The 23,813-nt window shown below is 37.8% G+C and carries 23 protein-coding genes; 5 read left to right on the top strand and 18 right to left on the bottom strand.

The window, feature by feature from the left end; genetic code table 11:
- Positions 1-71: 71 nt before the first annotated feature.
- The 7 genes from OQX63_RS16785 to rsmI all read right to left on the bottom strand — a co-directional run bounded on the left by OQX63_RS16785 (position 72) and on the right by rsmI (position 5,368).
- A complete protein-coding gene (locus OQX63_RS16785) occupies positions 72-821 on the bottom strand; it encodes a M57 family metalloprotease (protein ID WP_265851975.1) in 750 nt (249 codons plus the stop codon).
- Positions 822-951: 130 nt separating this feature from the next.
- Complete coding sequence (lspA, locus tag OQX63_RS16780) at positions 952-1,458, bottom strand: signal peptidase II (protein ID WP_265851974.1); 507 nt, start codon at positions 1,456-1,458, stop codon at positions 952-954.
- 5 nt (positions 1,459-1,463) lie between these two features.
- Positions 1,464-1,925 (bottom strand): DinB family protein, encoded by a 462-nt coding sequence (locus OQX63_RS16775; RefSeq protein WP_265851973.1) that lies wholly within the window; start codon positions 1,923-1,925, stop codon positions 1,464-1,466.
- On the bottom strand, positions 1,918-3,546 hold the full coding sequence (gene lnt, locus OQX63_RS16770; RefSeq protein ID WP_265851972.1) for an apolipoprotein N-acyltransferase: 1,629 nt from the start codon (positions 3,544-3,546) through the stop codon (positions 1,918-1,920). The genes OQX63_RS16775 and lnt overlap by 8 nt, the downstream gene beginning before the upstream one ends.
- A gap of 121 nt (positions 3,547-3,667) precedes the next feature.
- A complete protein-coding gene (locus OQX63_RS23395) occupies positions 3,668-3,910 on the bottom strand; it encodes a GIY-YIG nuclease family protein (protein WP_265851971.1) in 243 nt (80 codons plus the stop codon).
- A 51-nt stretch (positions 3,911-3,961) separates the two neighbouring features.
- Positions 3,962-4,615: a PH domain-containing protein gene (locus tag OQX63_RS16760; RefSeq protein WP_265851970.1), complete on the bottom strand. Its 654-nt coding sequence runs from the start codon at positions 4,613-4,615 to the stop codon at positions 3,962-3,964.
- 39 nt (positions 4,616-4,654) lie between these two features.
- On the bottom strand, positions 4,655-5,368 hold the full coding sequence (gene rsmI, locus OQX63_RS16755) for a 16S rRNA (cytidine(1402)-2'-O)-methyltransferase (protein WP_265851969.1): 714 nt from the start codon (positions 5,366-5,368) through the stop codon (positions 4,655-4,657).
- A 98-nt stretch (positions 5,369-5,466) separates the two neighbouring features.
- Between rsmI and serS the strand changes: the two genes are divergently transcribed.
- On the top strand, positions 5,467-6,738 hold the full coding sequence (serS, locus tag OQX63_RS16750; protein WP_265851968.1) for a serine--tRNA ligase: 1,272 nt from the start codon (positions 5,467-5,469) through the stop codon (positions 6,736-6,738).
- Between the two features lie 217 nt (positions 6,739-6,955).
- Here serS and OQX63_RS16745 read toward each other — a convergent pair whose 3' ends face one another.
- The 5 genes from OQX63_RS16745 to fabV form a co-directional block, all read right to left on the bottom strand.
- Entirely contained in the window at positions 6,956-7,270 is a 315-nt protein-coding gene (locus OQX63_RS16745) for a hypothetical protein (protein ID WP_265851967.1), read from the bottom strand.
- Positions 7,271-7,363: 93 nt separating this feature from the next.
- Positions 7,364-8,050 carry an SIMPL domain-containing protein gene (locus OQX63_RS16740; protein WP_265851966.1) on the bottom strand — a complete coding sequence of 229 codons (687 nt, stop codon included), beginning with the start codon at positions 8,048-8,050 and terminating at the stop codon, positions 7,364-7,366.
- Positions 8,051-8,564: 514 nt separating this feature from the next.
- Positions 8,565-9,017 (bottom strand): cold-shock protein, encoded by a 453-nt coding sequence (locus OQX63_RS16735; protein WP_029277369.1) that lies wholly within the window; start codon positions 9,015-9,017, stop codon positions 8,565-8,567.
- A 413-nt stretch (positions 9,018-9,430) separates the two neighbouring features.
- A complete protein-coding gene (locus tag OQX63_RS16730; protein ID WP_265851965.1) occupies positions 9,431-9,967 on the bottom strand; it encodes a GNAT family N-acetyltransferase in 537 nt (178 codons plus the stop codon).
- A gap of 94 nt (positions 9,968-10,061) precedes the next feature.
- Positions 10,062-11,255 (bottom strand): enoyl-ACP reductase FabV, encoded by a 1,194-nt coding sequence (gene fabV, locus OQX63_RS16725; RefSeq protein ID WP_265851964.1) that lies wholly within the window; start codon positions 11,253-11,255, stop codon positions 10,062-10,064.
- Between the two features lie 384 nt (positions 11,256-11,639).
- Here fabV and OQX63_RS16720 point away from each other — a divergent pair, with 384 nt between their 5' ends.
- Entirely contained in the window at positions 11,640-12,347 is a 708-nt protein-coding gene (locus tag OQX63_RS16720) for a DUF2490 domain-containing protein (protein ID WP_265851963.1), read from the top strand.
- Positions 12,348-12,432: 85 nt separating this feature from the next.
- Positions 12,433-13,323, top strand: coding sequence for a hypothetical protein (locus OQX63_RS16715; RefSeq protein WP_265851962.1), 891 nt, complete (start codon positions 12,433-12,435; stop codon positions 13,321-13,323).
- 601 nt (positions 13,324-13,924) lie between these two features.
- Here OQX63_RS16715 and OQX63_RS16710 read toward each other — a convergent pair.
- From OQX63_RS16710 to OQX63_RS16685, 6 genes are all read right to left on the bottom strand, one after another.
- Positions 13,925-14,812, bottom strand: coding sequence for an archaemetzincin (locus OQX63_RS16710; protein WP_265851961.1), 888 nt, complete (start codon positions 14,810-14,812; stop codon positions 13,925-13,927).
- Positions 14,813-14,914: 102 nt separating this feature from the next.
- Positions 14,915-15,364 carry a DUF1572 family protein gene (locus tag OQX63_RS16705; protein ID WP_265851960.1) on the bottom strand — a complete coding sequence of 150 codons (450 nt, stop codon included), beginning with the start codon at positions 15,362-15,364 and terminating at the stop codon, positions 14,915-14,917.
- Between the two features lie 10 nt (positions 15,365-15,374).
- Entirely contained in the window at positions 15,375-16,139 is a 765-nt protein-coding gene (locus tag OQX63_RS16700) for a hypothetical protein (protein ID WP_265851959.1), read from the bottom strand.
- A gap of 438 nt (positions 16,140-16,577) precedes the next feature.
- Positions 16,578-17,309 (bottom strand): head GIN domain-containing protein, encoded by a 732-nt coding sequence (locus OQX63_RS16695; protein ID WP_265851958.1) that lies wholly within the window; start codon positions 17,307-17,309, stop codon positions 16,578-16,580.
- A gap of 157 nt (positions 17,310-17,466) precedes the next feature.
- Positions 17,467-19,119: a M1 family metallopeptidase gene (locus OQX63_RS16690; RefSeq protein ID WP_265851957.1), complete on the bottom strand. Its 1,653-nt coding sequence runs from the start codon at positions 19,117-19,119 to the stop codon at positions 17,467-17,469.
- Positions 19,120-19,190: 71 nt separating this feature from the next.
- A complete protein-coding gene (locus OQX63_RS16685; RefSeq protein ID WP_265851956.1) occupies positions 19,191-21,062 on the bottom strand; it encodes a CocE/NonD family hydrolase in 1,872 nt (623 codons plus the stop codon).
- Between the two features lie 312 nt (positions 21,063-21,374).
- Between OQX63_RS16685 and OQX63_RS16680 the strand changes: the two genes are divergently transcribed.
- Entirely contained in the window at positions 21,375-22,205 is an 831-nt protein-coding gene (locus OQX63_RS16680; protein ID WP_265851955.1) for a DUF6515 family protein, read from the top strand.
- A 435-nt stretch (positions 22,206-22,640) separates the two neighbouring features.
- On the top strand, positions 22,641-23,801 hold the full coding sequence (locus tag OQX63_RS16675; protein ID WP_265851954.1) for an esterase-like activity of phytase family protein: 1,161 nt from the start codon (positions 22,641-22,643) through the stop codon (positions 23,799-23,801).
- Positions 23,802-23,813 lie beyond the last annotated feature (12 nt).

Below are 23,813 nucleotides of genomic sequence, written 5' to 3'. Positions count from 1 at the left end.
AGAGAAGCTGTTTCACAGAAACAGCTTCTCTTTCATTACGATCTTTTTAGGTTATTTATCTGATTTTTTAACTATAAAGGATACAATACTGCAGTAGCTTGTTTATCTTTAGTAGATAAAACAGTAGCACCACTTCCGCATTGTCCACCGTTCATTAGCGATTGTGCATCTGTTCCTCCAACGCCAGGAACATTGGTTGTGGTAGATTGATTAGTATGCTTAAATGAGATGGTGTGGCCAAACTCATGTGTAATGGTTCTGGTACGCTGTGCAAAAGAATTGTTTTGGATAAGGGCCTGGTTGATCCAAACGGTATTACCCGCTTTACCATTTGATGTTGACAGATATGCCTGTCCACAGGTAGAACTTCCGATTGTATTATCCACTTTAATCAGGATATCATACACCGTTCCGGTTGTGATTACAAATTTTAGTTTAGAATTTGGTACCGTATTCCATTGGTTAATTGCAGAATTGATTTCGCTGGTCATGCTGGTTATTGAAGGATCAATTTTTACCCGGATATTAGTACTGTTGGTTACGATATAACCATTGTAATATTGTTCTGTTATCGCTTTTCCATAATCAGCCGGAACTTCCATTTTTTTACTAAATACTATATCTCCATCAACTACATAATTATCACCGCTATCTACGATCTGCGCATCCGTAAACCCGAGATTTTTAATGTAAGCAAGCACTTTTTGATTTTGATTAGTTTGAATTTCCGTGTCAGCAGGAACATCATTTTTTTTCGTACACGAAAGAATAACTGTTGATAGCAAGGCAACCAAAGCAGCTTTTTTAAATAAGTTTTTCATCGTTTAGGTTTTTAGTTTAGATCGTAATTAGGTATTACATAGATAAATATAGTCATAAAAACATAATTTTGTATTTTTATGACTATTATTTTGTAGTCTTAATTAGTGTTTTCGATCTAAGCTTTTTTCCCTAATCGGCTTGTAGTTTAACCTGGTTACTTCTGATTGACTGAAAAAGCAATGTGCCTACGCCAATCATAATTGAGATATCGGCAAAATTAAAAACACCTGTTTGGAAGAGGTAAAAATCCATATGCATAAAATCGGTAACCGATCCATGTATAATCCGATCATATAAATTGCCAATACCGCCACCAATCAGAAAGCACAAGGCGATTTGCATCGTCATGGTTAAATTACGTTTGGCGAACAGAAAATATAACCCGTAAACCAAAAATAATAGTGGTAAGCCTGTTAAAATAAGGAGTCTGAATATATAGGGCATGTTATCGCCCAAACTTAAAAATGCACCACTGTTTTCTACCTTTGTTAAGGTGAAACGGTCTTTTATAATGCTGATATGTTCATAATCACTGATTTCGTTACGTACAATTCTTTTAGAAATCTGGTCGCAGCCAAAATTTAAGGTTAATAAAAGGAGCAATACTGACCAGCGGAGGTTTTCTATTTTTTGCATAATTTTTATCTGATAATATCGGCATCAACCGGTACGTAGCCTAAATGCCTGCTTAACGACATGATTTGTCCTTTGTGATGAAACTCGTGGGTAATAACATGGGTAAACAATTGCAATGGATTTACCTTTAAAATTTCTCCATTTCTGTACAATTCCATTTCCTGCAGCTCGTTTCCTTTAAATTTTTTGGTAAATAAGGTAATATATTCATCTACCTGGTTAAAATAAGTCTGGCAGTCTTGTAAGGTCTGGTAGTTTTCGAAAGGTAAAAACTCTTGTTTAATGCCTAAGGCCCTTTCGCCAATCCAAGCGCAATAGGTTTGACAGATATGAACCAATAAATTTCTGATAGATCCTCTGCCGAAAGAACTGTTGTTGGTTAAGAAATCCTGTTCAGAAATAATCCCGATATAAGTTAAAAGGGTATTTCTGGACGATAAAACGAAATCGTATTGTTGTTTAAGCATGTCTTGGTTTCCTGATCCATTTTCTAAAAGGAATAATTAAAGCGAATAGAATGGCTGTAATGCTCAATAATTTTGCAATAATATCTCCACTTTTTACATAAAAGGTAATTTCGTCATTCAGATTGATATTGGCTTTCAGCGCAGTTCTGGTCCACCATTTGGTTTTTTGCATGACGTCGCCACGTTGGTTAATGAAACAGGATATCCCAGTATTGGCCGAGCGCGCTACATCTCGATGGGTTTCAATGGCCCTCAGTTTGGCATACATCATATGCTGGTCTTTTCCTGAAGTATTTCCCCACCAGCCATCATTCGTAATAATGGCAATAAACTGTGCGCCATCCTTAACCTGTTCACCGATCCAATCGCCCCATAAACTTTCATAACACACAACAGGCGCAACCCCAATGCCACTTTGAGCATATAGTACACTTGGCTTATCTTGCCAGCCCCATCCGCCAACAGTTCCGCCTAACTGAGCAAAAACACCGTCTAAAAAAGAAAATACTTTTGGGAAAGGCATTTTTTCTACCCCAGGAACCAATTTGGATTTATGGTAAAACTGAACATTAGCAGAATTTTCTACCTGCATGGCGGTGTTAAAATTATCAAAATAAATACCCTTCTGATTATCAAATTTTGAGGTTACTGTTCTTTTATCCTGATAAATTTTAATGCTTTCTATGCCTGTGATCAACGTTCCGTTTTTGTATTTTGATAAAAAGCTTTGCAGGTTGATGAAATCGTTATTGCTTCTGATCCTATCTTCATCCGCATAATTTGGAATGGCGGTTTCAGGCCAGATAAAATATTCTGTATTGGTTTGTCCGATAGAATCTGATAAGTGTGTCAATATCCTGATCTGTTCGGCTGGTGGAATATTTTCTAATTTTTGATAAGGGTCGATATTGGGTTGAACCACCACAACATTACTTGGCGTACCTTTTTGCGCTGCTGTAAAGTATTTGGTTAATGAAATGCCAATGGGAATAATGACCACCAAAGCCCAGATACCTGCTGTTCTAAACCTTAAATAACCAGTTTGTGATTTGAATTTCTTATACGCTTCGAAAGCCAGAATATTGCTTACTAAAATCCATAGTGAACCACCATAAATACCAGTATAATCATACCATTGTGCCAGCTGGTGCATCCCTGCTAAACCATTACCCAATGTCATCCAAGGGAAAGCTAAATCCCAGGTTTGCTGCAGATATTCTAAAGCGATGTAAAAAGAAATCAAGCCCAGATAAGCAATCGTTTTACTTACATATTTACCTAATCTATAGTATAACCAAAAGGCAAAGGTCATTAATAAGGCACCCAGACCAAAAGGAATTAGGGAAACGGGTAGCGCCACTGCTGCGCCATTATAAGCACTTATTGCATTATACACCCAATAAATGGATGCCGTATTCCAGACTAAAAAAGTTAAACCTGCAGTCAGGAAAATTTTTTTTCCTTGTTTTTTTTCTGCATTACCTGAAATGGAATCGAGGGCAATAAACAAAGGTACTAAACCGATTAACAGCAAAGGAGTGGTAAAAGGCATTGGTGGCCAGGCTAGCCAAAGTAAAAATGCACTTATAAGGGCGAGGAGGTAAGTTTGTTTAGATTTCATTACTAAGGTGTAAAATCGTCATGCTGAATTTATTTCAGCATCTTAAATGCTATTTTCTTTTAAAGATTTCAAGGAGGAGGCATTTATTCAAGTGTTAAGAATAAATCTTTCCAATTAGGATTTAATTCATTTTCCATGCCCTTTTCCAGTTCTTTAACTGTTTTTCTCGTATTATCGCTTCTTCAATAATGTCAAATTGTTCAAAAAACACCAACAGATTACAATTATATCTTGCAGAAAATGAATTAGGATGATATTTATCTTTATGTTCTTTAATTCTGAAATACAATTCTGATGTTACACCAATATAAAGAACCGTATGTTTAAAATTGGTTAGTATATAAACACATCCGCCTCTTTCCATCTTTAACAATCAATTAAGACCCTGAAATAAATTCAGGGTGACGGATTTCGTCTACAAACTTTCTAAAATATTTGCTTTTTTAGCTTCATATTCTTCCTGAGTAATCAGGTGTTTATCGTATAATGTTTTAAGCTTGCGTAATTTTAAAGTGGTTTCATCTTCCGGCTCTTCTACCACTTCAGCAATTTGGATAACAGGTTCTACCGGTTCCGGAGTTGGTTCGTAAGCAGGAATTTCGGCTAAAGGCTGTGCATTTAAATTAATGGGAGAGGCTGTTGCACGGTTTTCTTCCAGTTTTTGCTGGCGCAACATTTCCTTATACGCTTCTAATTGTTGGTTTGCAGCCTGATGTAATTTACGTGCCTGAACTTTCGGAATAAACTCAGTTACGATATTTTCGCCATGTTGTGGAACGCAGATAAATTTAGAGCCAAAAAATTCTTCTTTGAACGAAACCTCTTTAATGCTTTTCCACGAAATATCTTTAAAGTTCATCGTTAAACCCAAATTACCTGGTTCGCAATAAAAAATACGCTTGTTAGAAATTGCGATGCTATCTGGTAATAAGTTTACCGCTGGTTTTTTCTGTACTGCTAAATATAAAAGTTCTTCACCTGTGGTTAAAAGGTCGTTTAATTTTCCAATAACTTTTTCAACCGCTTTTGGGTCTTGCTCGTCACTTAGAAATCTATCTATACTCATCATAATATTTTTAATTTGTGGTGTTGGTTATGTTTTTTGATGCTACTCTTCGGCATCGTCATATTTGTTTTTGCTCTTAACATTGGGTTTCCCCGCTATGCAAATTACAAATTCTCCTTTTAAAGTATTGTTTTCAAAATGTGATTTTATTTCTACCAAAGTTCCGCGAACAGTTTCTTCGAACATCTTCGTGAGCTCTCTACTTACCGATGCCTGCCTATCGGCGCCCAAATACTGCGCAAACTCTTCTAAAGTTTTTAATAAACGGTGCGGACTTTCGTAAAGTATAATGGTGCGCTCCTCTTCGGCCAATTTTTTAAATTTGGTTTGTCTGCCTTTTTTAACCGGCAAAAAACCTTCGAAACAAAATGCATCAGCAGGTAAGCCCGAATTAACCAAAGCAGGTACAAAAGCCGTTGCGCCAGGTAAACACTCTACAGCAATATCATTTTTAATGGCCTCGCGTACAAGGAAAAAACCCGGATCGGAAATGGCAGGTGTTCCGGCATCAGATATCAGGGCAATTTTTTGTCCTTCGTTTAAAAACTTGATAATTTCTGAGGTGGCCTTATGTTCATTGTGCTGGTGGTGCGAGAAAACTCTTTTATCAATCCCAAAATGTTTGAGCATTGGCGCACTGGTACGGGTATCTTCAGCGAGGATCAGATCGCATTCTTTTAATATACGGATTGCCCTAAAGGTCATATCCTCCAAATTGCCTATGGGCGTTGGTACGAGAAAGAGTTTGCCATCCATATTTCAGTTTTCAGTTTAAAGTTAACGGTTTGCAGTTTTTTCCAAACTCCTTACCCCAAACTCCAAACTCTTGTTATCTTTGCTTAAAAAATTAAATAATGCTGCAAGTTAACTATATCCGCGAAAATAGAGAGAAAGTTTTAGAACGTTTAAGTGTCCGTAATTTTAAACAACCAGAACTGGTAGATGAAATCATTAAAATTGATGAAGACCGCCGTTCTACACAAACTTTTCTGGATAATATTTCTGCTGAGGCTAATGCAGCTGCCAAACAGATTGGCGATTTAATGCGTACGGGTAAAAAAGAAGAAGCCGAAGCCATTAAGGCACAGACAGCTTCTCACAAAGAAAATATCAAAAACCTGAGTGATAAATTGAATGAGTTGGAAGCGGCTCAACACAATTTAATTGTTCAATTACCTAATTTGCCTTATCATTTGGTAAAACAGGGATCTACTGCGGAAGAAAATGAGGTTGTGTTAACGTATGGTGAGCCTGCTCAGCTACCAAGTAAAGCTTTACCACATTGGGAGCTTGCTGCGAAATACGATATTATCGATTTCGAGTTGGGCGTAAAAATTACCGGTGCTGGTTTCCCGGTATATAAAGGAAAAGGAGCAAGATTACAGCGTGCATTGATCAATTTCTTTTTAGATCATGCTACTGCTGCAGGTTATAAAGAAATGCAGGTACCTCATTTGGTTAATGCGGCTTCGGGCTTTGGTACCGGCCAGTTACCGGATAAAGAAGGACAGATGTATCATTCAACTGTTGATGATTTGTATTTAATCCCAACAGCTGAAGTTCCGGTAACCAATTTATACCGTGATGTAATTGTTAAGGAAGAAGATCTCCCAATTAAAAATACCGCTTATACCCCATGTTTCCGGAGAGAAGCAGGTTCATATGGTGCCCATGTACGTGGTTTAAACCGCTTACATCAGTTTGATAAGGTTGAGGTTGTTCAGATCACCCATCCGGATAAATCATACGAAACGCTGGAAGATATGAGCCTGTATGTACAGTCTTTATTGAAAGAACTGGGATTACACTATCGCGTGTTGCGTTTATGTGGTGGCGATATGGGTTTTACTTCTGCCATGACTTACGATATGGAAGTTTGGAGTGCTGCCCAGGAGCGTTGGTTGGAAGTTTCTTCTGTTTCAAACTTTGAAACATACCAAAGTAACCGTTTGAAATTACGCTTTAAAGGAAAGGAAGGGAAGGCACAGCTTGCGCACTCTTTAAATGGAAGCGCATTGGCGTTACCGCGTATCGTGGCTTCGATTTTAGAAAACTACCAAACCGAGAATGGAATTAAAATTCCAGAAGCTTTGGTAAAGTATACAGGGTTTAATATCATTGATTAACCTTCGATAAATCGTCATTGCGAGGCACGAAGCAATCTTAATGCTGTAGCAAAACCTCTTGGTGTTTGGCGATTAATTAAAGGAAACGAATTGTCTTTTGTAGTAAGATTGCTTCGTCGGCCGAAAAAGCCTTCTCGCAATGACGATATTTCTAATAAAAAAAGCTTTGCATTAATGCAAAGCTTTTTGTTTTTATAGATAGATGTGTTTTTTGCAATTATAAAATCAGGATCAATAATAAAATGATGATAATGATTGCACCAACTGAAAGGTAAACACCTCCTGAAACTGCACGGGCCTGACCTTTTAATTCTCTTAACTCGCTACGTAAAGCTTTACGTTCTGCTCGCGTTAAGTTAGATTTGTCCATGTCTCTGATTTCTTCAACACGGGTTTTAATTTTTTCCAGTTTAATCGCTTGTTCTGCAGATAATTCTGTTGGGTTTTTCGCAGGTTTATCAGCTGCCTGAACTGAATTAAAACTAATGCCTAAAGAGAAAACCAGCGCTAGCGTGTAAATGAATTTTTTCATAATATCTATTTTTTAGTGTTCAATCTCTATGTAACAAAAAACCTACCAAAATGTTCTGGTAGGTTTGAAAAGCATTAAGTTACTGTTAAGCTCTTATTTGATTTCGAAAATAGCATTTACTGTAAAATTCAGTTTAATTTTTTTAAAATCAATTTCAGGTGCGCTGGAAGCATCAGCCATTTCAGCTTTCATTGCAAAATTTCTGTAAACAGGTTGCATTACATTGTCTCCGCCATCTTGTATTTCGATCACACTCCCTAATTTATCACCTAGAGCCTCTACCATATATACAGCTTTCTCTTTTGCGGATAATAATGCCTTAACTTTCAGCTCTTTTTTTAAGCTTTCGATTTTAGAATAATCGTAACTTTCGATATTTGTATTGGCAATTCCTTTGGCATCTATCGATTCTAGTATGGCGTTGAATTTATTTAGATCGCTAACTTTTAAACGATATTGTTTGCTGGCTAAAAAATCGGGATTTTTCTTTTTTTCAGTTTCGTAATTCCAGCTGCTTAAGTTACTGATGGTTAAGTTTTCTTTTGCAATACCTGCTTTTTGTACAGCGGCATACAATTGGTTTTCCAATGCTGTGATGTCTACTTTTTTCTTTCCGTTCAGGTATTCTTTAAGCGAAATGCCGATGTAAATAATATCGGGGGTAACTTCTGTTTCTGCGGTGCCGCTTACGCTAATTTTTCTGCGTAAATCTACTTGTTGAGCCATCGCTGACGATAAACCTAAAAATGCAACCAGTGCTAGTGCTATTAACTTTTTCATATTCGTAGTGTTTTTAATGGTTATGAAGCTTGCATAAGCTTTTTGTATTTAGCTTTTTGTTGCTTATGCAGGTTTCATAATTGTAATTTTCTTTGTGTGTACTGTAATGATGTAAACCATATGCAAATTCCACACCGAGATTTTAATTTTTTTTATCTCATAAACGATTATCATGAGTTAAAGGCTACAATTTTTCCTTTTAATAGTTCTATGTTATTTATTTACAGTATGATAAATTATTCTGCGGTTGGCGGGGCAAAATTAGATAGCATGCATTTTTGGATAAATAAATGCTGGAATAATTTAGAAATCCTGTTATTGAGAAGCTAAATTCCTTCAAGATTAATCTACACTTCCTCGGGAGAATACCTGATGAAGAAAATTATGCGCAAGGTTTTATGCTTAAATAGACGGAATTATATATGGTTATAAAACCTAGCGCAGCAGAATGCTCTGCAGAATTTTAATCATGTTTTGCAATTGGGAATTGCAAAAAAAAATTGAATGGCGGTTGTTAAACCTTTGATACTTTAACTGCCGTTGGTCCTTTTTGACCCATTTCTACTTCAAACGTAACTTTATCACCTTCTTTAATCTGGGTGATTAAACCGTTTGCGTGAACGAAAATACTGTCTTGTGTTTCAGTATTTTTAATAAAACCGTAACCTTTGCTATCATTGAAAAAAGTAACTGTTCCTTTTTTAACAGGATTTTCATCAATGATGTCTTCTTGTCTTGAAATACCGATCTGAATATCTTCCGTATTAATTACTTTCTTTTTCTTCGGATCTGGTGGAGTAGAAGAGATGTTTCCGTTTTCATCAACGTAAGCCATCATATCTTCAAGTGCTAAACCTTTTTTGGCATTAGCCTGACGCTCTTCTTTTTTCTCTTGTTTGTCTTTTTGTTTTTTTAACCGTTTTTTTTCGTTCTCTTTTTTACTGTATGTTGCCTGAGATTTAGCCATATTTTATTTAATTGTTTTGTTTTGAAAGGTGAGTGGAATGGAGAATTATACAAAGATAACAATACTTAAGGATAAACACGATTTTATTCGGTCACGCTCTTTTCATTATAGTTAATGTTTGCCACGGAAACACAGATGGATGCTTTGACCACACTAACATTGATGGACTCCAACAAGGCAGTTTTCATCCCGGCTGTATCGCAGTCCCGAACGTTTGGGAGAGAGATTTTTCTAGACAGATGAGCTTCGCTGAGCACTTACGTGGTTCGCGACTGCGTTGCACTCCGCTCAAAATGACGGCACCTCGGGACTATTCACACCTCCTTGGTAATTGTTTCTCTATTATTTTACCACAGATGAAAAGGATGAGCACAGATAAGATAAATAATATGTTTAAATCTGTGGTTAAAATTTTAATTCATTTTTTTCCATTTAACCTTATCGATCTGGTATACAAAATTCCATTTTAAGGGTTCACCATAATAGGCAACTTCTAATTCAGCAATTTTAACAGCACCTAATTTTTCAATTGCTTTTTGCGAACGGAAATTAGTAGCACCAATATGTAAAATCACTTTATCTGCAAATTGAAAAGCATGATTAAACATTAAAGTTTTTAAAGCCTTATTATGTCCCTTACCCCAAAACTCACGCGCAATAAAGGTATAGCCAACCGCAACCGAACTATCTTCCTCATCGAGCTCATAATACCTGGAACTCCCTACAATTTTGTTGGTTTCTTTTTCATATACAATAAAAGCACCTTTCGATTCCATTGCGCCTTTAAAGAAATTTTCGAAAACGTTTCTCTTATAACGGTCTTTGTTGGGATGTTGTTCCCATATTAACGGATCGGAAGCTACTGCGAAAAGGGCTTCAAAATCTTCTTCTTTTAATGGAACTACTCTAATTAAATCGTTTTCTAGTTTGGGCTGTAAATCGAAACTCATTTTATCAGGAAATAAAAACGGCCGGCTTTAAGGCCAGCCGTTTGTAATTAAATTATGATGTAGACCCTGAAACAAGTTCAGGGTGACGGATAAACTAGTTTACCAAACCTTCAATTTCCACTACTTCCTGGGCATCTTTTTGATAGTCTACTTTATCAATTTCGAAGCCAAATAAGCTTAAGAAATCAGATCTGTAACCTGGTAAATCACCTATCGCTGGTAAAGTTTCAGTAGTGGCTTCTTTCCAAAGTTCGGCAACTTTAGCCTGGATATCCTCACGCATCTCCCAATCGTCGATTCTGATTCTTCCTTTTTCATCAACAGGAACAGCGTTGCTTGTATATAATCGATCTGCATATAAACGTTGGATCTGCTCGATAGTACCTTCGTGAATGCCTTCAGCTTTCATTACTTTGTATAATAATGAGATGTATAAGGGAATTACCGGAATAGCCGAGCTGGCCTGGGTAACCAATGCTTTATTAACCGATACGTAAGCTTTGCCATCAATATCTTTTAATTTATCGCTGATTGTGAATGCGGTTGCTTCCAAATCATCTTTCGCTCTTCCAATGGTACCTTTGCGGTAAACCGGTTCGGTTAATGCAGGGCCGATATAAGAATATGCTACGGTAGTTGCACCTTTCGCAAGCAGGTTTTCTGCTTTTAAGGCATCAATCCACATGGCCCAGTCTTCGCCACCCATTACAGCAACGGTGTTGGCAATATCTTCTTCTGTAGCGGGTTCGATAGAAATTTCGCTTACATTACCCGTGTGGAAATCAACAGTTTTATTGGTATAAGTACCGCCGATAGGTTTTAAAGTAGAACGGTGCAATACTTCAGTATCAGGATGTTTCCTTACTGGTGAAGCCAAGCTATAGATCACGAGATCAACCTGGCCAAGATCAGCTTTGATCAGTTCGATGGTTTTTTCTTTAATTTCTTTAGAAAATGCATCGCCATTTATACTTTTTGCATATAAACCGGCGGCATGGGCTTCTTTTTCAAAAGCTGCGGTATTGTACCAGCCTGGAGATGCCGTTTTGCCTTCTGAAGGTGCTTTTTCAAAAAATACGCCAATGGTTGAGGCACCAGAGCCATAAGCAGCAGTAATACGCGAAGCTAAACCGAAACCTGTTGATGCACCAATCACCAATACTTTTTTAGGACCGTTTATAGCACCTTTAGATTTTACATATTCAATTTGATTCTTTACGTTTTGTGCGCAACCATCTGGATGTGCAGTTAAACAGATAAAGCCCCTCATTCTAGGTTCGATAATCATTTTTGTTCTTTTTTACGTTTTGTAATGTTAAAAATAAGCGCAATTAAGATGTCTTAATGCCCAAATCTTTAACGAAGATATATTTTTAATCGTTTAACGTTAAATGAATTTTGTTTTTAACTGTAAAGTGGGCAAAGGTTTTCGCAAAGAAGTAGATGAGATTGGTGTCATTTTTAACACCGAGGCAATGGAGAAAAGGCACAGAGCACACAGAGTTATAGTTACTAAGCATTTTTATTTGGCGATTAGACTTCGAGATTATTAAATTAGACTTAGGACTCAAGGCTTCAGACCTCCGATGTTCTAACTATTTAACAACTCTTCCTTATTTTGCCATAATTCTATTAATTTAGCGCCACACAGGTAAAACCGGTTTATCTTTTTATGAAAAAAATATTATTATCTGCCGCGATGGTTTTCATCATGGCTGCTGGAAAGCTATATGCACAAACCCAACATCAAAATTCGGGTTGGTTTATGTTTTTAAATAACACCAAATTTAATGATAAATGGGGGTTGCAATTTGATGTTCAGGTTCGTTCAGCCGATGATTGGAGTTATGTAAGAAATACTTTGGTGCGGCCTGCGTTGCAATATTTTATTAACGACAAACATAATGTAGCTTTAGGTTATTTGTGGCAAACTACTGATATGAATCTGACAGGCGGCAATAACAATCTGTTTCACGAACACCGTATCTTTGAACAGTACATTTACAATCATAAAATCAGCTCGGCATTTGCCAGTCACAGGATTAGGTTAGAACAACGTTTTATCGGTCGTTCGGGTGAAGATGTGTTTTCGCAGCGTTTCCGTTATTTCTTAAGGTTAGTCCAGCCATTGCAAAAAAATCAGCCAACGTTTACAAAAGGTCCATTTTTGGCTTTGCAAAACGAGGTGTTTTTAAATCTTCAGAATAAGGATAAAATCAACAATAGTGTTTTTGATCAAAACAGAGCCTATCTTGCTGTGGGATACCGCTTTTCAAAAAAGTTTGATCTGGAAGCCGGCTATATGAACCAGGCTTCCCATGGACTAAATAATAATACAATTAACAACATTATCCAGCTGGCTGTTTACACGAGGTTTTAATGTTTTAAAGTCATTTTTTGCGTAACAACTCTGGCGAAATGTTAAACCTGTTGTAAATGATTGGTCTTTTTGCTCAATTTGCCGCGTGAAAAAAATTACCATCCTATTTTTAGCACTCTTGTTTGGCAAGCGGATGCATGCACAAGAGGTTCAAAGCTCAACAACAGATCATACGCCGACTTCGAAAAGCTTGTTTAACCCGGAACATAAAAGAAATTTTTCGCGTAAAGGCGATTTTTTTTTCCACTGGGGGTATAATAGTTCCTGGTACGGTAAAAGCGATATCAGGTTTCAGGGGCCGAACTACGATTTTACAATGAAAGATGTAGTTGCACATGATCGGCAATCGAAATTAAGCTGGGACTATTTAAATCCTGGATTGATTACTGTACCACAGTATAATATCCGTGTCGGGTATTTTATCAAAGATAATTATAGTATCTCTATTGGCTGGGACCACATGAAATATGTAATGGATATTCCACAAACTGTAGCCATTACCGGACATATAGGAGCTAATATTACACCTGAAAATGTGGCCACTGGTGCATTGGCAGGCGATTATAATGGACAACTTGTAAATGTTAAAGAAAGCACGCTCACTTATGAGCATACCGATGGTTTTAACTATGCCAATATTGAGGTAGAACGTTATGATGATATCTGGGTAGCACCGGGAGGAAATACTTCGTTAACCTTAGAAACGGGTTTAGGTGGTGGAATTATGGTGCCACGTTCTGATGTACGTTTGTTTGGCCTAGGCAGAAACAACCACTGGAACATTTCTGGCTATGGTGTTTCGGCTAAAATCGGACTTAAGTTTTATGTCTGGAAAAATGTTTATCTGCAGAATACCACAAAATTTGGTGCCACTAATTTAACAAACGTACATACCACAGGCTGGGATGAATATGACCACGCTAGTCAGAAAATTAACTACATTGAAAATATGTGGCTGATCGGGGTTCAGTTTTAAAAGATATTGGAGGAGGCTTAAGCCTCCTTTTTTGTTTTGCATGTCTTCTTTAAATAATAGCCGCGGAAACACAGAAAAGCACGGAGAATTCACCTGGCTAATGTTGATATTGCACCAGAATCCCTCGCGAAATATTTAGCATAGTTAAAAGATTTCTTCCCGAATCTTAGGGATTGCAATGATGATCCACTTGTATCTATCATCACAAATCTTTTGTTTGTTTTCTAAAACGGACCTCTATAATCGACACATTTAAATAGAAAAGTCGTCATTGCGGGGAGGAGCGAAGAAGCAATCTTTTGTGTTGAATAGCAATGCTGTAAAGATTGTTTCATCCAATGAAAAATTGAATTTACAACAATGATCGCTCGAGAAATATCATCTCCTTAAAGGTAATTGGCATATTGGAGCATTTTTGATTTGTATGCTGATTACTTTTTCGTTTACTAACGAGATCAGGTCGAGATATGAAAATTCTTCGATTTCATTGCTTAGCCAGAGCCGCCAATGGCTAACCGATAACGGATTCGTCGTCTTTTAAGATTTTGGTTGTCTGTAAGGTGAAGATTTGTTATACCATTGGATTAAATAAAGCTTAAGTTTATTTCACAACACTAAGATCTGAATTCAGCATCATTAAATCGTTTTTCATACCAGTGCTTTTAAAAAAGCAAATCAACTCTTTTAATCTTTTCTCGTTGCTGAATTTTAAACTTGAGTTTAATTTGCTTTGGCAATTTGAACATAACCTTAAAATACTTTTATCGGTTTCTAACATGCTGTTTGTTCCATTCATTACACACTGTGCATAAATGCAATGTTTTAAGCCAAATATGTGACCGATTTCATGTGAACTTATTTTTAATAATCTGATGAGACTTAATTTAAAATTTTTCTCTGACAATGGCTTGTTTTGCAGCCTGTATATTGAGCTAACGGCTAAACCTTCTTGGTAAGATGCTAGGCCAAAAACATAATTCCATTTTGGATTTGGATATAAATCCATTTCTGTAATACCCATTATCGCAATTGCATTTTTGGGTTTTTCTTTGGCGATTACTGTATCGCGGAGGTAGGTTGCCAACAGTTGTTCATGTTGCTGTGGCCCAATTCTTCTGGAACCTGCAGGAACCACCTCATTGTTAACTTTATTAAGTGTAACGGTTTTTAACTGAAAAAATATTTCTAAATACTGACGGGTAGTTTCTATTTCTTTTAGCTGGAGTTCGGTAAAGTTTCCAATCGGTTTTAAATAAATCAAATTGGCTGTTTCAGTAGGTTTAAGTGGATTTGATTTTTTAAACTGCATGAGTGATTGCCCAATTTCTTTGTGGCTGAACAGCCAATCACCAGATTTTGATTTTGGTAAGTCAATATCATTTTTAGCGATTTTGTTAAAATAGGAATCATGATTGGTAGAGCAAGATCCTAATGCAATTATCTGAAAAATGAAATAAAATTTTACTGTTATGTTCAATAGTTGCTTCATAATGGTTTTACTTTGGATTTTAAAACCAAAGTTCTGATAATAACTTAACTCCTTTCCAACAACAATCTAAGCCAGATCGCTTCACGCCCCACGCTTGACCTTCTATTCCCTATCCAACAGCCTTCTATGGTAATTAATCTGTCCCAGGTGATAAGCTAAATGTGTGGTGAGGTGAACGAGGAAAAATTCGGTAGAGGTTTTTTCTTCAAATACCAGTATCGGATACTCGTTATCCATCTGCTCCTTGCTTACCTGATCTAAAGTTTTGCTAACAACACCTATGGTAGCTTCAATCATGTTGATCAGCTCCTGCTTAGGGATATCTTTTAATGTAAATTCCAGTTCGCGGTTCCGGACATAATCGGTACCACCTAAAATAGCGCCGATGTAGGTATTAAGATTACCGACAAGGTGCAGGCAAAGGTTTCCTGCCGGATTTGCAATGCCATGGTCTATCAGCCAAAGATTCTCCTCTTTCTGGTAAGCTTCAATTTCGGATTTCAGCTTACTGAGATCCCGGTTAAAAAGTTTTTTTAGTGTTTCGGCAAGCATCTTTCAACAATTAAAGATTGATTTTTTTCGCAGGTTGAGATAATATTTCTTTTCCGGCCTTACTGATTACCAATTGGGCAGGTGGAGCATCTTTCTCGCCAATTACAATGATGAAGCAGGTATATAGATAGTCACCGCTTTTGAATTGATAATTATGATTTCCACCACTGCCATCAGGTTTAAATTTCCCATTGGTCAAAATTAATTTGGGCTTATCGCTCATTTTACTTTTTACAGGCCATGCGGCATAGCGGTAATTGTTGTTACCAAGATCATCAATCCTGATCCGGTACTGAGCCGTTTCTAAAACAAGAACAGGTTGTGCAAAATTGCTGATTGAGGGGTGAAGGCCGCTTTTATCAATATTTATCAATCTGGCCTGTTCTTTGGCTTCTAGCCTCGATTGGTGATTAACGGCAATTAATTTTCCATCGGTATCAAGCCATAACTCGCCATTTAACAACATAATGCCACGCCAGCCAACATCTTTCCAATCGGTTGCAACCTTAGCATTAATAATCTTTTTGATCAAATTATCATCAAAAACTTCTTTGTACCGCTTAACAAATTCCTGTTTGTTTTTAATGGGCGGAATCGGGTAGGTCCGGTTTAATGGATATTTGATTTTGCTGCTCAACTTGTCAATATTTCCGCTTTTAACGGCATTAACAAAGTTGGTAACTACCGGGCGGTATTTTTTATCGAGCGTTTCTTCCTGCGAATAGGCAAGGTAGGTTATGCTGAAAAATAAAAAGGCTAAAAATGGTTTTTTCATGGGTGAGATATAGGTAAACGAAGATAATTGTTTCAAAGCAAAAACAGATCAATATGTTTTTTGTGTGCTAAAGAAAACATTTTTTTGGAGCGCAGTGCTTGCACACAACAATAAGTTTCTTCCCGTTTTACGCTTGTACGCTTCACTTCCTCGTACCTCGGTCGTTGCAGGGTACCGCTTCAACCGGGGCTAGGTGGGCAGAGCAGTAATTTATTTTTAGGGTTTGCAGGGTGCAGAAACCATTGTTACTAAACCCGATATGAATGGAAAGCCCGGAAACCCGATCCTTCATCGGGATGAGGACTTGAAATGATAGCGGGACGGACATTAATATTTGCACTGAACCTGCTTTTCAAATCACGCTTGTAAGCTAAAGGGATATAAAAAAAACGCCCCAAATTTCTCCGGGGCGTTCCTTCTACGATGATGAATCTGATCTTATACTTTTCTTACGCCACCTGATCCAATAACCGTTTTATCTACAGTTGGATTGCCTGAATAATTTACATTTCCCGAACCGCTGATGACTGCTTTAATGCTATCGCTTACGGCAATGTTCACCGTTCCTGAACCGCTAATGGTGCTGGTTAGTGTTTTTGTAGAAAAAGATTTACCAGAAAAAGTGCCTGAGCTACTGATCACCACTTTCGCATGATCTGCACCTCCAGTAATATTAATCGATCCTGATCCGCTGATTACACCACTATAATTATCTACATCTGCAGAGGCCTTAATATTTCCTGATCCGCTCACAGTAGTTGTTAGACTACCTGTGCTGATTTTTCCATTTACGGCTAAGCTTCCATCGCCGCTAACCGTTAAACTCGCCAATTCTTTTGCTGATACATAAGCGGTGATTTTTTTTCCTTCGTATTTTCTAGACCAACTGGTGATGCTGGTTTGCGGACGGATAACCAAAATGTTGCCTTTAACTTCCGTAACAATCGAGGCTATTGCTTCCGCGTCACCTTCCAAGCGACAGCTCTCGCTATTCCCGAGCGTTACAATTACATTTATAGGGCCTGCTGCTGCAACGCCATTAAAATTTTTTACGTCTCTGTCGTCGCCGTTATTTTTGGAAGTGGTGATACTGATCTGATCTTTTGCAACCGCATTAATGCTAAAACTTAATGTTAGGCAGGCTAATAATATGGCAAATATTTTTTTCATGCGTATAGATTTTTGTTTTTTAGATGAATAATGAGCCTTTCTTATATGACGGTTGTTTTTAAGAAATGTTGCACAAGTTGAAAATTATCTTTGTTGGCCAACTTACGACGTTAGACGGGCTATAGGCCTAAGGAAACTTCGTAAGTCTGGACGGGGATTAACCCTTTTTAAGGTTAATATAAAATAGCGGATCCTGTTTAAAGTTATCAGCGTTTATGTTTGCATCAATTTTAATGGTTTTCCAATCGTTGGTAGGTTTGATTAAAGTATAAGCATTAACTTTTAAGGTTACGCGTACGGGCATATCAAATCCTTTAACATCAGTTAGCCAACGATAAGATAGGATACCATTGCTGATCTTATATTCCAGAATAGGCGGCTTGGAATAACGGAGATACTGATCAAAAACTTTATCTAATTTCAGTCCGCTTTGTTTGGCTATGTAATTTTCGATTTCGGCGGTGGTTACTGTTTTATGATAGAATGTTTTGCCTAATCCACGCAGAATTTGCCTGAACTTTTCATCGTTATTGATGAGTTGGCGAATGATACTGACCAGATTCGCACCCTTTGGATACATATCGCCAGAACCTTCTTTGTTTACACCATAAGGACCAATTACAGGTACATCGTTACGGATGATTTTCTGTAATCCAATTACATACTCGTTAGCTTCGGCTTTACCTTCAGTACATTCGGTAAAAAGAACCTCTGAATAATTGGTGAAACCTTCGTGGATCCACATATCAGCAATATCTTTTGCGGTAATGCTGTTCCCGAACCATTCGTGGCCACTCTCGTGGATGGTGATAAAATCCCATTTTAAGCCATGACCGGTGCCACTTAAATCTTTACCTAAGTAACCTGGCTTAAACTGATTGCCATAAGCTACCGCACTTTGATGTTCCATACCTAAATGTGGTGCCTGAACCAGTTTATAACCGTCTTTGTACCATGGGTATGGGCCAAACCAATATTCAAAACATTTTAACATGGGTTTAACATCGGCATCCCAATGTGGGCGAGCTTTGGCACTATCGGTTTGTAAAGCCCAATAATCTATACTGAGTTTGCCATTTTCGCCATCGTAACTATCTTGCCAATGGGCATATTTGCCAATGTAAAAAGTAACATCATAGTTGTTGATGGGGTTGGCAACAAACCAATTGTACTGTTTGTAACCATCGGCTTTATCTGCTGTGTTTCTCAGTCTACCATTGGATATTTCCTGTAAAGTTTTAGGAACAGTAATGCTGATGAGCATACTGTCTACTTCATCGCTCTGATGATCTTTATTGGGCCACCATACACTGGCGCCTAAACCCTGGCAGGCTACAGAAACAAAAGGATTGCCTGCAGCATCTTTTTTAAAGATAAAACCACCATCCCAGGGTGGAGTTTTAGCTACAGTGGGATTTCCTGAATAAAAAACCGTGAATTTATCTTTACTTCCTTTTTTAATTGCTTTGGGAAAGGACACAAAAACAGCATTATACTCGCGGGTAAAAGGTAAATCAGTGCCCCTATACACTACTTTTTCTATTTTCAGGTTATCAAAAAGATCAAACTGCAGTTTGGTGAAATCCTGCGTGGCGGTAAACGCAAATTCGTTGCTTCCGGCGATGGATTTCTGATCAATATCAATTTTTACGTCTAAATGGTAATAGTTGATATCGTAGCAGGTACGTAAAGGTGTAAGTGTTCCACGGAGACTATCGGCCCTGGAGTTTACCTGGTTTTTGCCCAGCATCTGCGCCTGCGCAGCAGGAATACTGAAAGCAAGCGCGAAAAGGATAAATAGTTTTTTCATTTGGTTTGTTGGTTGAGCAAAGCCTCGGTTCGTGGAGACATGAACCAGGGCAATGGTGACACGCAATGGGCTTATTTTAATATCGAAACGCTAAGGAAAGAACTGTTGTGTACATCATGATAAATTCTATGTGTTGCTTTTTGAAAATCCTGTGGTTCTGCATGATAGATATCCATAAATTTCTGTGGATTGCGATCGGCCAAAGGAAACCATGAATTTTGAATCTGGATCATAATTTTATGTCCTTTTTTAAAGGTATGTGCTACATCTGGCAGCGGATAATTTACTTTGGTAATGGCACCAGGAACAAACGCTTCAGGTTTTTCAAAACTGTTGCGGTATTTTCCGCGCATAATTTCTCCTCGTACCAACATTTCGTAACCGCCCATGATTAAGTTTTTTGGGTTTGGTACTGGGTTTGGTGCATCTTCAGGGTAAACATCAATCAATTTTACAACATAATCGGCATCTGTTCCGGTGGTAGAAACTACCAGATTGGCCAGCAAGGGTCCGGTTAGGGTAATGTCTGCTGTTAAGGCATCAGTCTGATAAGTTTTAACATCTGGGCGGCGGGCGGCAAAACGCTGATCGTCTATCATGTATTCGCGGGTACGTCTGTCCTGAACACCGTCCTGGTAAGGAACGGGATTGTTGGGGTCACTTACATATTCGTCCCAGCTATCGGTTCTGCCAACTTTATCGAAACTGAGCTTTCCATTGGGTTGTAAATACAGATTTTTACTTTCTACCTCTTGTGGTGGCCAGGAATTGAATTTTTTCCATTCATTACTCCCAGTTACAAAAATATTAGCTTCTGCGGCATTAAAATCTCCTTCGCCTTTTAAATAATGTTTAAAGAAAGGTAGTTCGTACTGCTGTTGATAATCGATACTGGTGGTTTTGCCAAAGTTGATATCCCCAAGAAAAGAACCATTACTGCGTACCCAGCCTCCATGAAACCAAGGCCCTGCAACCAGGATATTGTTGGCGCCGGGATTTTGTTTTTCAATAGCTTTGTAGGTGTCAAAAGTTCCATAGGCATCTTCAGCATCGAAAAAGCCCCCCACAACCATTACGGCAGGCTTTACATTGGTTAAATGAGTGGTAATTAAACGTGCTTTCCAGAAGGTATCTAAGTTTGGGTGTTTAAATAAATCGTTCCAAAATTTAATACTATCCGCAAAATAACGATCTTTTAAATTTTTAACTGATCCGGCTTCTAAATAAAAACGATAATTATCCTGGATAGGAAACGGAAAACCTTTAGGCCCTTTATCTGGTGTAATCGGTTTAGGTCTCGGTACACCAAAACTGCTCATAAAACTGAAGGCGTCCATCAGAAATAATGTACCCCGGTGGTGGAAATCGTCACCCATAAACCAATCGGTAACGGGTGCCTGAGGAGAAACAGCCTTTAGTGCCGGGTGGGCATTTGGCAATGAAGTGGTAGAATAGAAGCCAGGATACGAAATGCCGTAAATACCAGCATTCCCATTGTTTCCTTTTACGTTTTTAACCAACCAATCGATAGTATCGTAAGTATCCGTACTTTCATCAATTGCTGTTTTAGATTTTTTACCAGTTAGTTGTGGGCGGATATCGGTAAAAGTACCTTCACTCATCCAACGGCCACGCACATCCTGATAAACAAAAATAAATCCTTCGCGCATCATGGCCGGGAAATTACCCAGGCTTAGCTTATATTTATCTTCGCCATAAGGGGCAACAGTATATGGCGTACGGTTAATTAAAAATGGATATTTTTTGGATTGATTTTTCGGTATGTAAATGGAAGTGAATAACTTAATCCCATCGCGCATGGGAATCTGCCGTTCTATTTTGGTATAGTTTTCTCTCACATAAGCCGAATCGGTTTGTTGAGCCATTAATTCATTAGAAACAAACAGACAAAATAAGAGGCTGAAAATTCTGCTAAGGTTCATTTAAGCTGGTTTTTAGGAATAAAATTTAAATATAGGTGATTAACAATTGATAAGAAAAATATAGCGCGTAAAAGGTTTGTTAGCATGTAGAATGAGGGATGATGGAAGATGTATGATGGAAAATGGAATAGAGATGATGGTGGCTAATTGAATTGTTAATAGGCAAGGTGTTTTATCGGTTCAGATGCATGTTTTTTGGGCTAATAATCCACTATTCGTCATTGATTTATCAAAATTTAGTTAAATTTTATTAGAGGATAATCTTTTAAGCGTTTTTACCGTCTGATAGATAATTGACTTAAACAAAAAACAATGAACAGGTTAATAAATAAAGCATTGGTTGTTTTCGCTGCAGCAGTGATGATCACAACCTGGAGTATCGAAAGTGCTTCTGCACAGCGGCCAAGTAGGGGCGGTGGTGGTGCCTCTTTCGGCGGTGGCAGATCAGGCTCAATGGGCTCATCAAGAGGTGGTGGGTTTTCTCATCAGCCCACTATGCGCGGGCCAGGCAGAAGTAGTTTTTCTTCTACTAGTATCCGTTCCAGCAGATCAAGTTATAGTTATTACAGGCCGGGTTATCGCGGGGGATATGGCAGGCCATACTATGGTTCCAGATTTGGTTTCGGAAGGCCTTATTACAGACCTTACTATAGTTATTACAGTTTTTACAGACCTTTTTTAGGTGTTAGGATTAGTGTGTTGCCATACGGCTATTATCCATTCTGGTATGGCCCAACCCAATTTTATTATTCCGGCGGATTGTTTTATCAACAAAATAATAATCAATATGAAGTGGTAACACCGCCCGTTGGCGCTGAAGTTCCAAAATTACCCTCTGACGCAAACCGGGTAACCATTAACGGAATTGACTATTACGAATACAAAGGTGTTTATTATACCCAAAAAGAAAATGCCGATGGTAAAACGGTATATATAGTGGCTGGCAAAGACGGCGTTTTAAATACCACAGATGGTTCTGCCGATACGCATAACATTGGTGATATTATTAACCAGTTGCCTGAGGGATGCAGAGAGGTGACCATTAAAAACGAAAAATATTTTGTTTCGCCTGATGATGTTTATTATGAAGAGGTAGTTGATGGAACAAATATTACTTACCGTGTAATTGGTAAGCTGTTTTAAGGTGATTCAACCAAATTAAGTACTTGTTATTTTACATGTGCAGCCAGATGTTACCATCTGGCTGTTGTTCGTTGAAGATTTTTCATTACATTCAGAAAGATGTCCCAAAATGTCATCCCTAGGGATAATATAAAAATAATGGACAATAACGGCAATGGTAGCGCCACAGCGAAGGAACTGGTGAAAGATTTGCCAATAATCCGGCTTCGATACTTAATCAAGCTAAATAAATGTGTAATTGGATGTTACCTCCGATTGTCTTCGTTGCAAAAAAGATTAATTAAAGGAAGCTAAATTAGCATTGACGCCTGTTAAATGGTAAAATCTAACAGCACATAAAAGAACTCTTCCTACTAGGCTCCCTAAAATAATTCAGCATAACTTGAGCCCAAGCCGTCCAAAAAAACTATATTTTTACAGTCTAAATATTTCGATTTGAAACCTATAGGATCATCTTTCATTATTTATGCTCTTTTCGTTGTTGTTTTATCTTCCTGTTCAGTAGCTAAACATGCTGCGGTTAAGCCAGATGAGACAAGTGTTTCAGCTGTCAGGTTTCTGGATGAATACGTTATGCCCTTAAACCCTGTTTTTCAAAATACGGTTGTTGGTGGTTTATCAGGTATTGATTATGATATAAAACAGAACCAGTATTATATGATCAGTGATGATCCTTCGCAATTTAGCCCGGCAAGGATTTACACCGCAAAGATTGATCTCAAAGAAAATAAAATCGATAGCATCCGGATTACAGGAGTTACTTTTCTTTTACAGGAAAACGGAAAAGAATATCCCAAATATGGGACCGATAAAAGTGTGAAGCCAGATGGAGAGTCTGTTCGTTATAATCCAATTACCAATCAACTGATCTGGAGCAGCGAAGGCGAAAGGTTATTTAAAAATGGTGATACGACCATTGTTCAACCCAGTTTAACTTTTATATCTACAATTGGAAAATTTTTAGACACCATTCCGCTGCCAGAAGGTTTTCACTTTACCAAAACAGAGAGCGGTGCACGAAAAAATGCTTTATTTGAGGGATTAACTTATGCGGATGATTACAAAACGTTATATGCCAGCTTGGAGGAGCCACTTTACCAGGATGGTCTGCAAGCTGCTTTTGAATATGATAAAGCTCTAACACGAATTTTAAAGTTTGATGTGGCGACTAAAAAGAATGTTGCACAATATGCTTATAACCTTGGCGCCTTACCTGTTAAACCTACTGTGGATAATGACTGGAATGTGAATGGAATTTCCGAAATACTGGCCATTAACCATCATACGCTTTTGGTAATGGAGCGGGCCTGGGCAAAAGGGCACGATGACCATACTTTTTTAAAACTTTACCTGGTTGATCTCAATGGTGCAGAAAATGAAATCAATAATGCATCTTTTGCGAAAAACCTGCCTAAGCCACTCAGCAAAAAACTACTTTTCGATTTTGATACCTTAAACAGGCACATCGATAATTTTGAAGGTGTAACGTTTGGGCCAAAACTTGCCAACGGACACCATTCTTTGATATTTTGTGTAGATAATAATTTTGGTAAATCTCAGGTGCAACAGTTTTTCCTTTTCGAGATTGTTCCATAAACCAAATCAGTT

Origin of the sequence: Pedobacter sp. PF22-3 (assembly GCF_026239555.1) — a bacterium.
Taxonomy (GTDB): Bacteria; Bacteroidota; Bacteroidia; order Sphingobacteriales; family Sphingobacteriaceae; genus Pedobacter.
The sequence above is the reverse complement of the archived record's forward strand: the minus strand, read 5'-3'. Positions and strand labels throughout refer to the sequence as shown.

Bases quoted from the DNA above. Each gene is read 5' to 3' on its own strand.
- OQX63_RS16785 (WP_265851975.1), bottom strand. From the start codon at position 821: ATGAAAAACTTATTTAAAAAAGCTGCTTTGGTTGCCTTGCTATCAACA.
- lspA (WP_265851974.1), bottom strand. From the start codon at position 1,458: ATGCAAAAAATAGAAAACCTCCGCTGGTCAGTATTGCTCCTTTTATTA.
- OQX63_RS16775 (WP_265851973.1), bottom strand. From the start codon at position 1,925: ATGCTTAAACAACAATACGATTTCGTTTTATCGTCCAGAAATACCCTT.
- lnt (WP_265851972.1), bottom strand. From the start codon at position 3,546: ATGAAATCTAAACAAACTTACCTCCTCGCCCTTATAAGTGCATTTTTA.
- OQX63_RS23395 (WP_265851971.1), bottom strand. From the start codon at position 3,910: ATGGAAAGAGGCGGATGTGTTTATATACTAACCAATTTTAAACATACG.
- OQX63_RS16760 (WP_265851970.1), bottom strand. From the start codon at position 4,615: ATGATGAGTATAGATAGATTTCTAAGTGACGAGCAAGACCCAAAAGCG.
- rsmI (WP_265851969.1), bottom strand. From the start codon at position 5,368: ATGGATGGCAAACTCTTTCTCGTACCAACGCCCATAGGCAATTTGGAG.
- serS (WP_265851968.1), top strand. From the start codon at position 5,467: ATGCTGCAAGTTAACTATATCCGCGAAAATAGAGAGAAAGTTTTAGAA.
- OQX63_RS16745 (WP_265851967.1), bottom strand. From the start codon at position 7,270: ATGAAAAAATTCATTTACACGCTAGCGCTGGTTTTCTCTTTAGGCATT.
- OQX63_RS16740 (WP_265851966.1), bottom strand. From the start codon at position 8,050: ATGAAAAAGTTAATAGCACTAGCACTGGTTGCATTTTTAGGTTTATCG.
- OQX63_RS16735 (WP_029277369.1), bottom strand. From the start codon at position 9,017: ATGGCTAAATCTCAGGCAACATACAGTAAAAAAGAGAACGAAAAAAAA.
- OQX63_RS16730 (WP_265851965.1), bottom strand. From the start codon at position 9,967: ATGAGTTTCGATTTACAGCCCAAACTAGAAAACGATTTAATTAGAGTA.
- fabV (WP_265851964.1), bottom strand. From the start codon at position 11,255: ATGATTATCGAACCTAGAATGAGGGGCTTTATCTGTTTAACTGCACAT.
- OQX63_RS16720 (WP_265851963.1), top strand. From the start codon at position 11,640: ATGAAAAAAATATTATTATCTGCCGCGATGGTTTTCATCATGGCTGCT.
- OQX63_RS16710 (WP_265851961.1), bottom strand. From the start codon at position 14,812: ATGAAGCAACTATTGAACATAACAGTAAAATTTTATTTCATTTTTCAG.
- OQX63_RS16705 (WP_265851960.1), bottom strand. From the start codon at position 15,364: ATGCTTGCCGAAACACTAAAAAAACTTTTTAACCGGGATCTCAGTAAG.
- OQX63_RS16700 (WP_265851959.1), bottom strand. From the start codon at position 16,139: ATGAAAAAACCATTTTTAGCCTTTTTATTTTTCAGCATAACCTACCTT.
- OQX63_RS16695 (WP_265851958.1), bottom strand. From the start codon at position 17,309: ATGAAAAAAATATTTGCCATATTATTAGCCTGCCTAACATTAAGTTTT.
- OQX63_RS16690 (WP_265851957.1), bottom strand. From the start codon at position 19,119: ATGAAAAAACTATTTATCCTTTTCGCGCTTGCTTTCAGTATTCCTGCT.
- OQX63_RS16685 (WP_265851956.1), bottom strand. From the start codon at position 21,062: ATGAACCTTAGCAGAATTTTCAGCCTCTTATTTTGTCTGTTTGTTTCT.
- OQX63_RS16680 (WP_265851955.1), top strand. From the start codon at position 21,375: ATGAACAGGTTAATAAATAAAGCATTGGTTGTTTTCGCTGCAGCAGTG.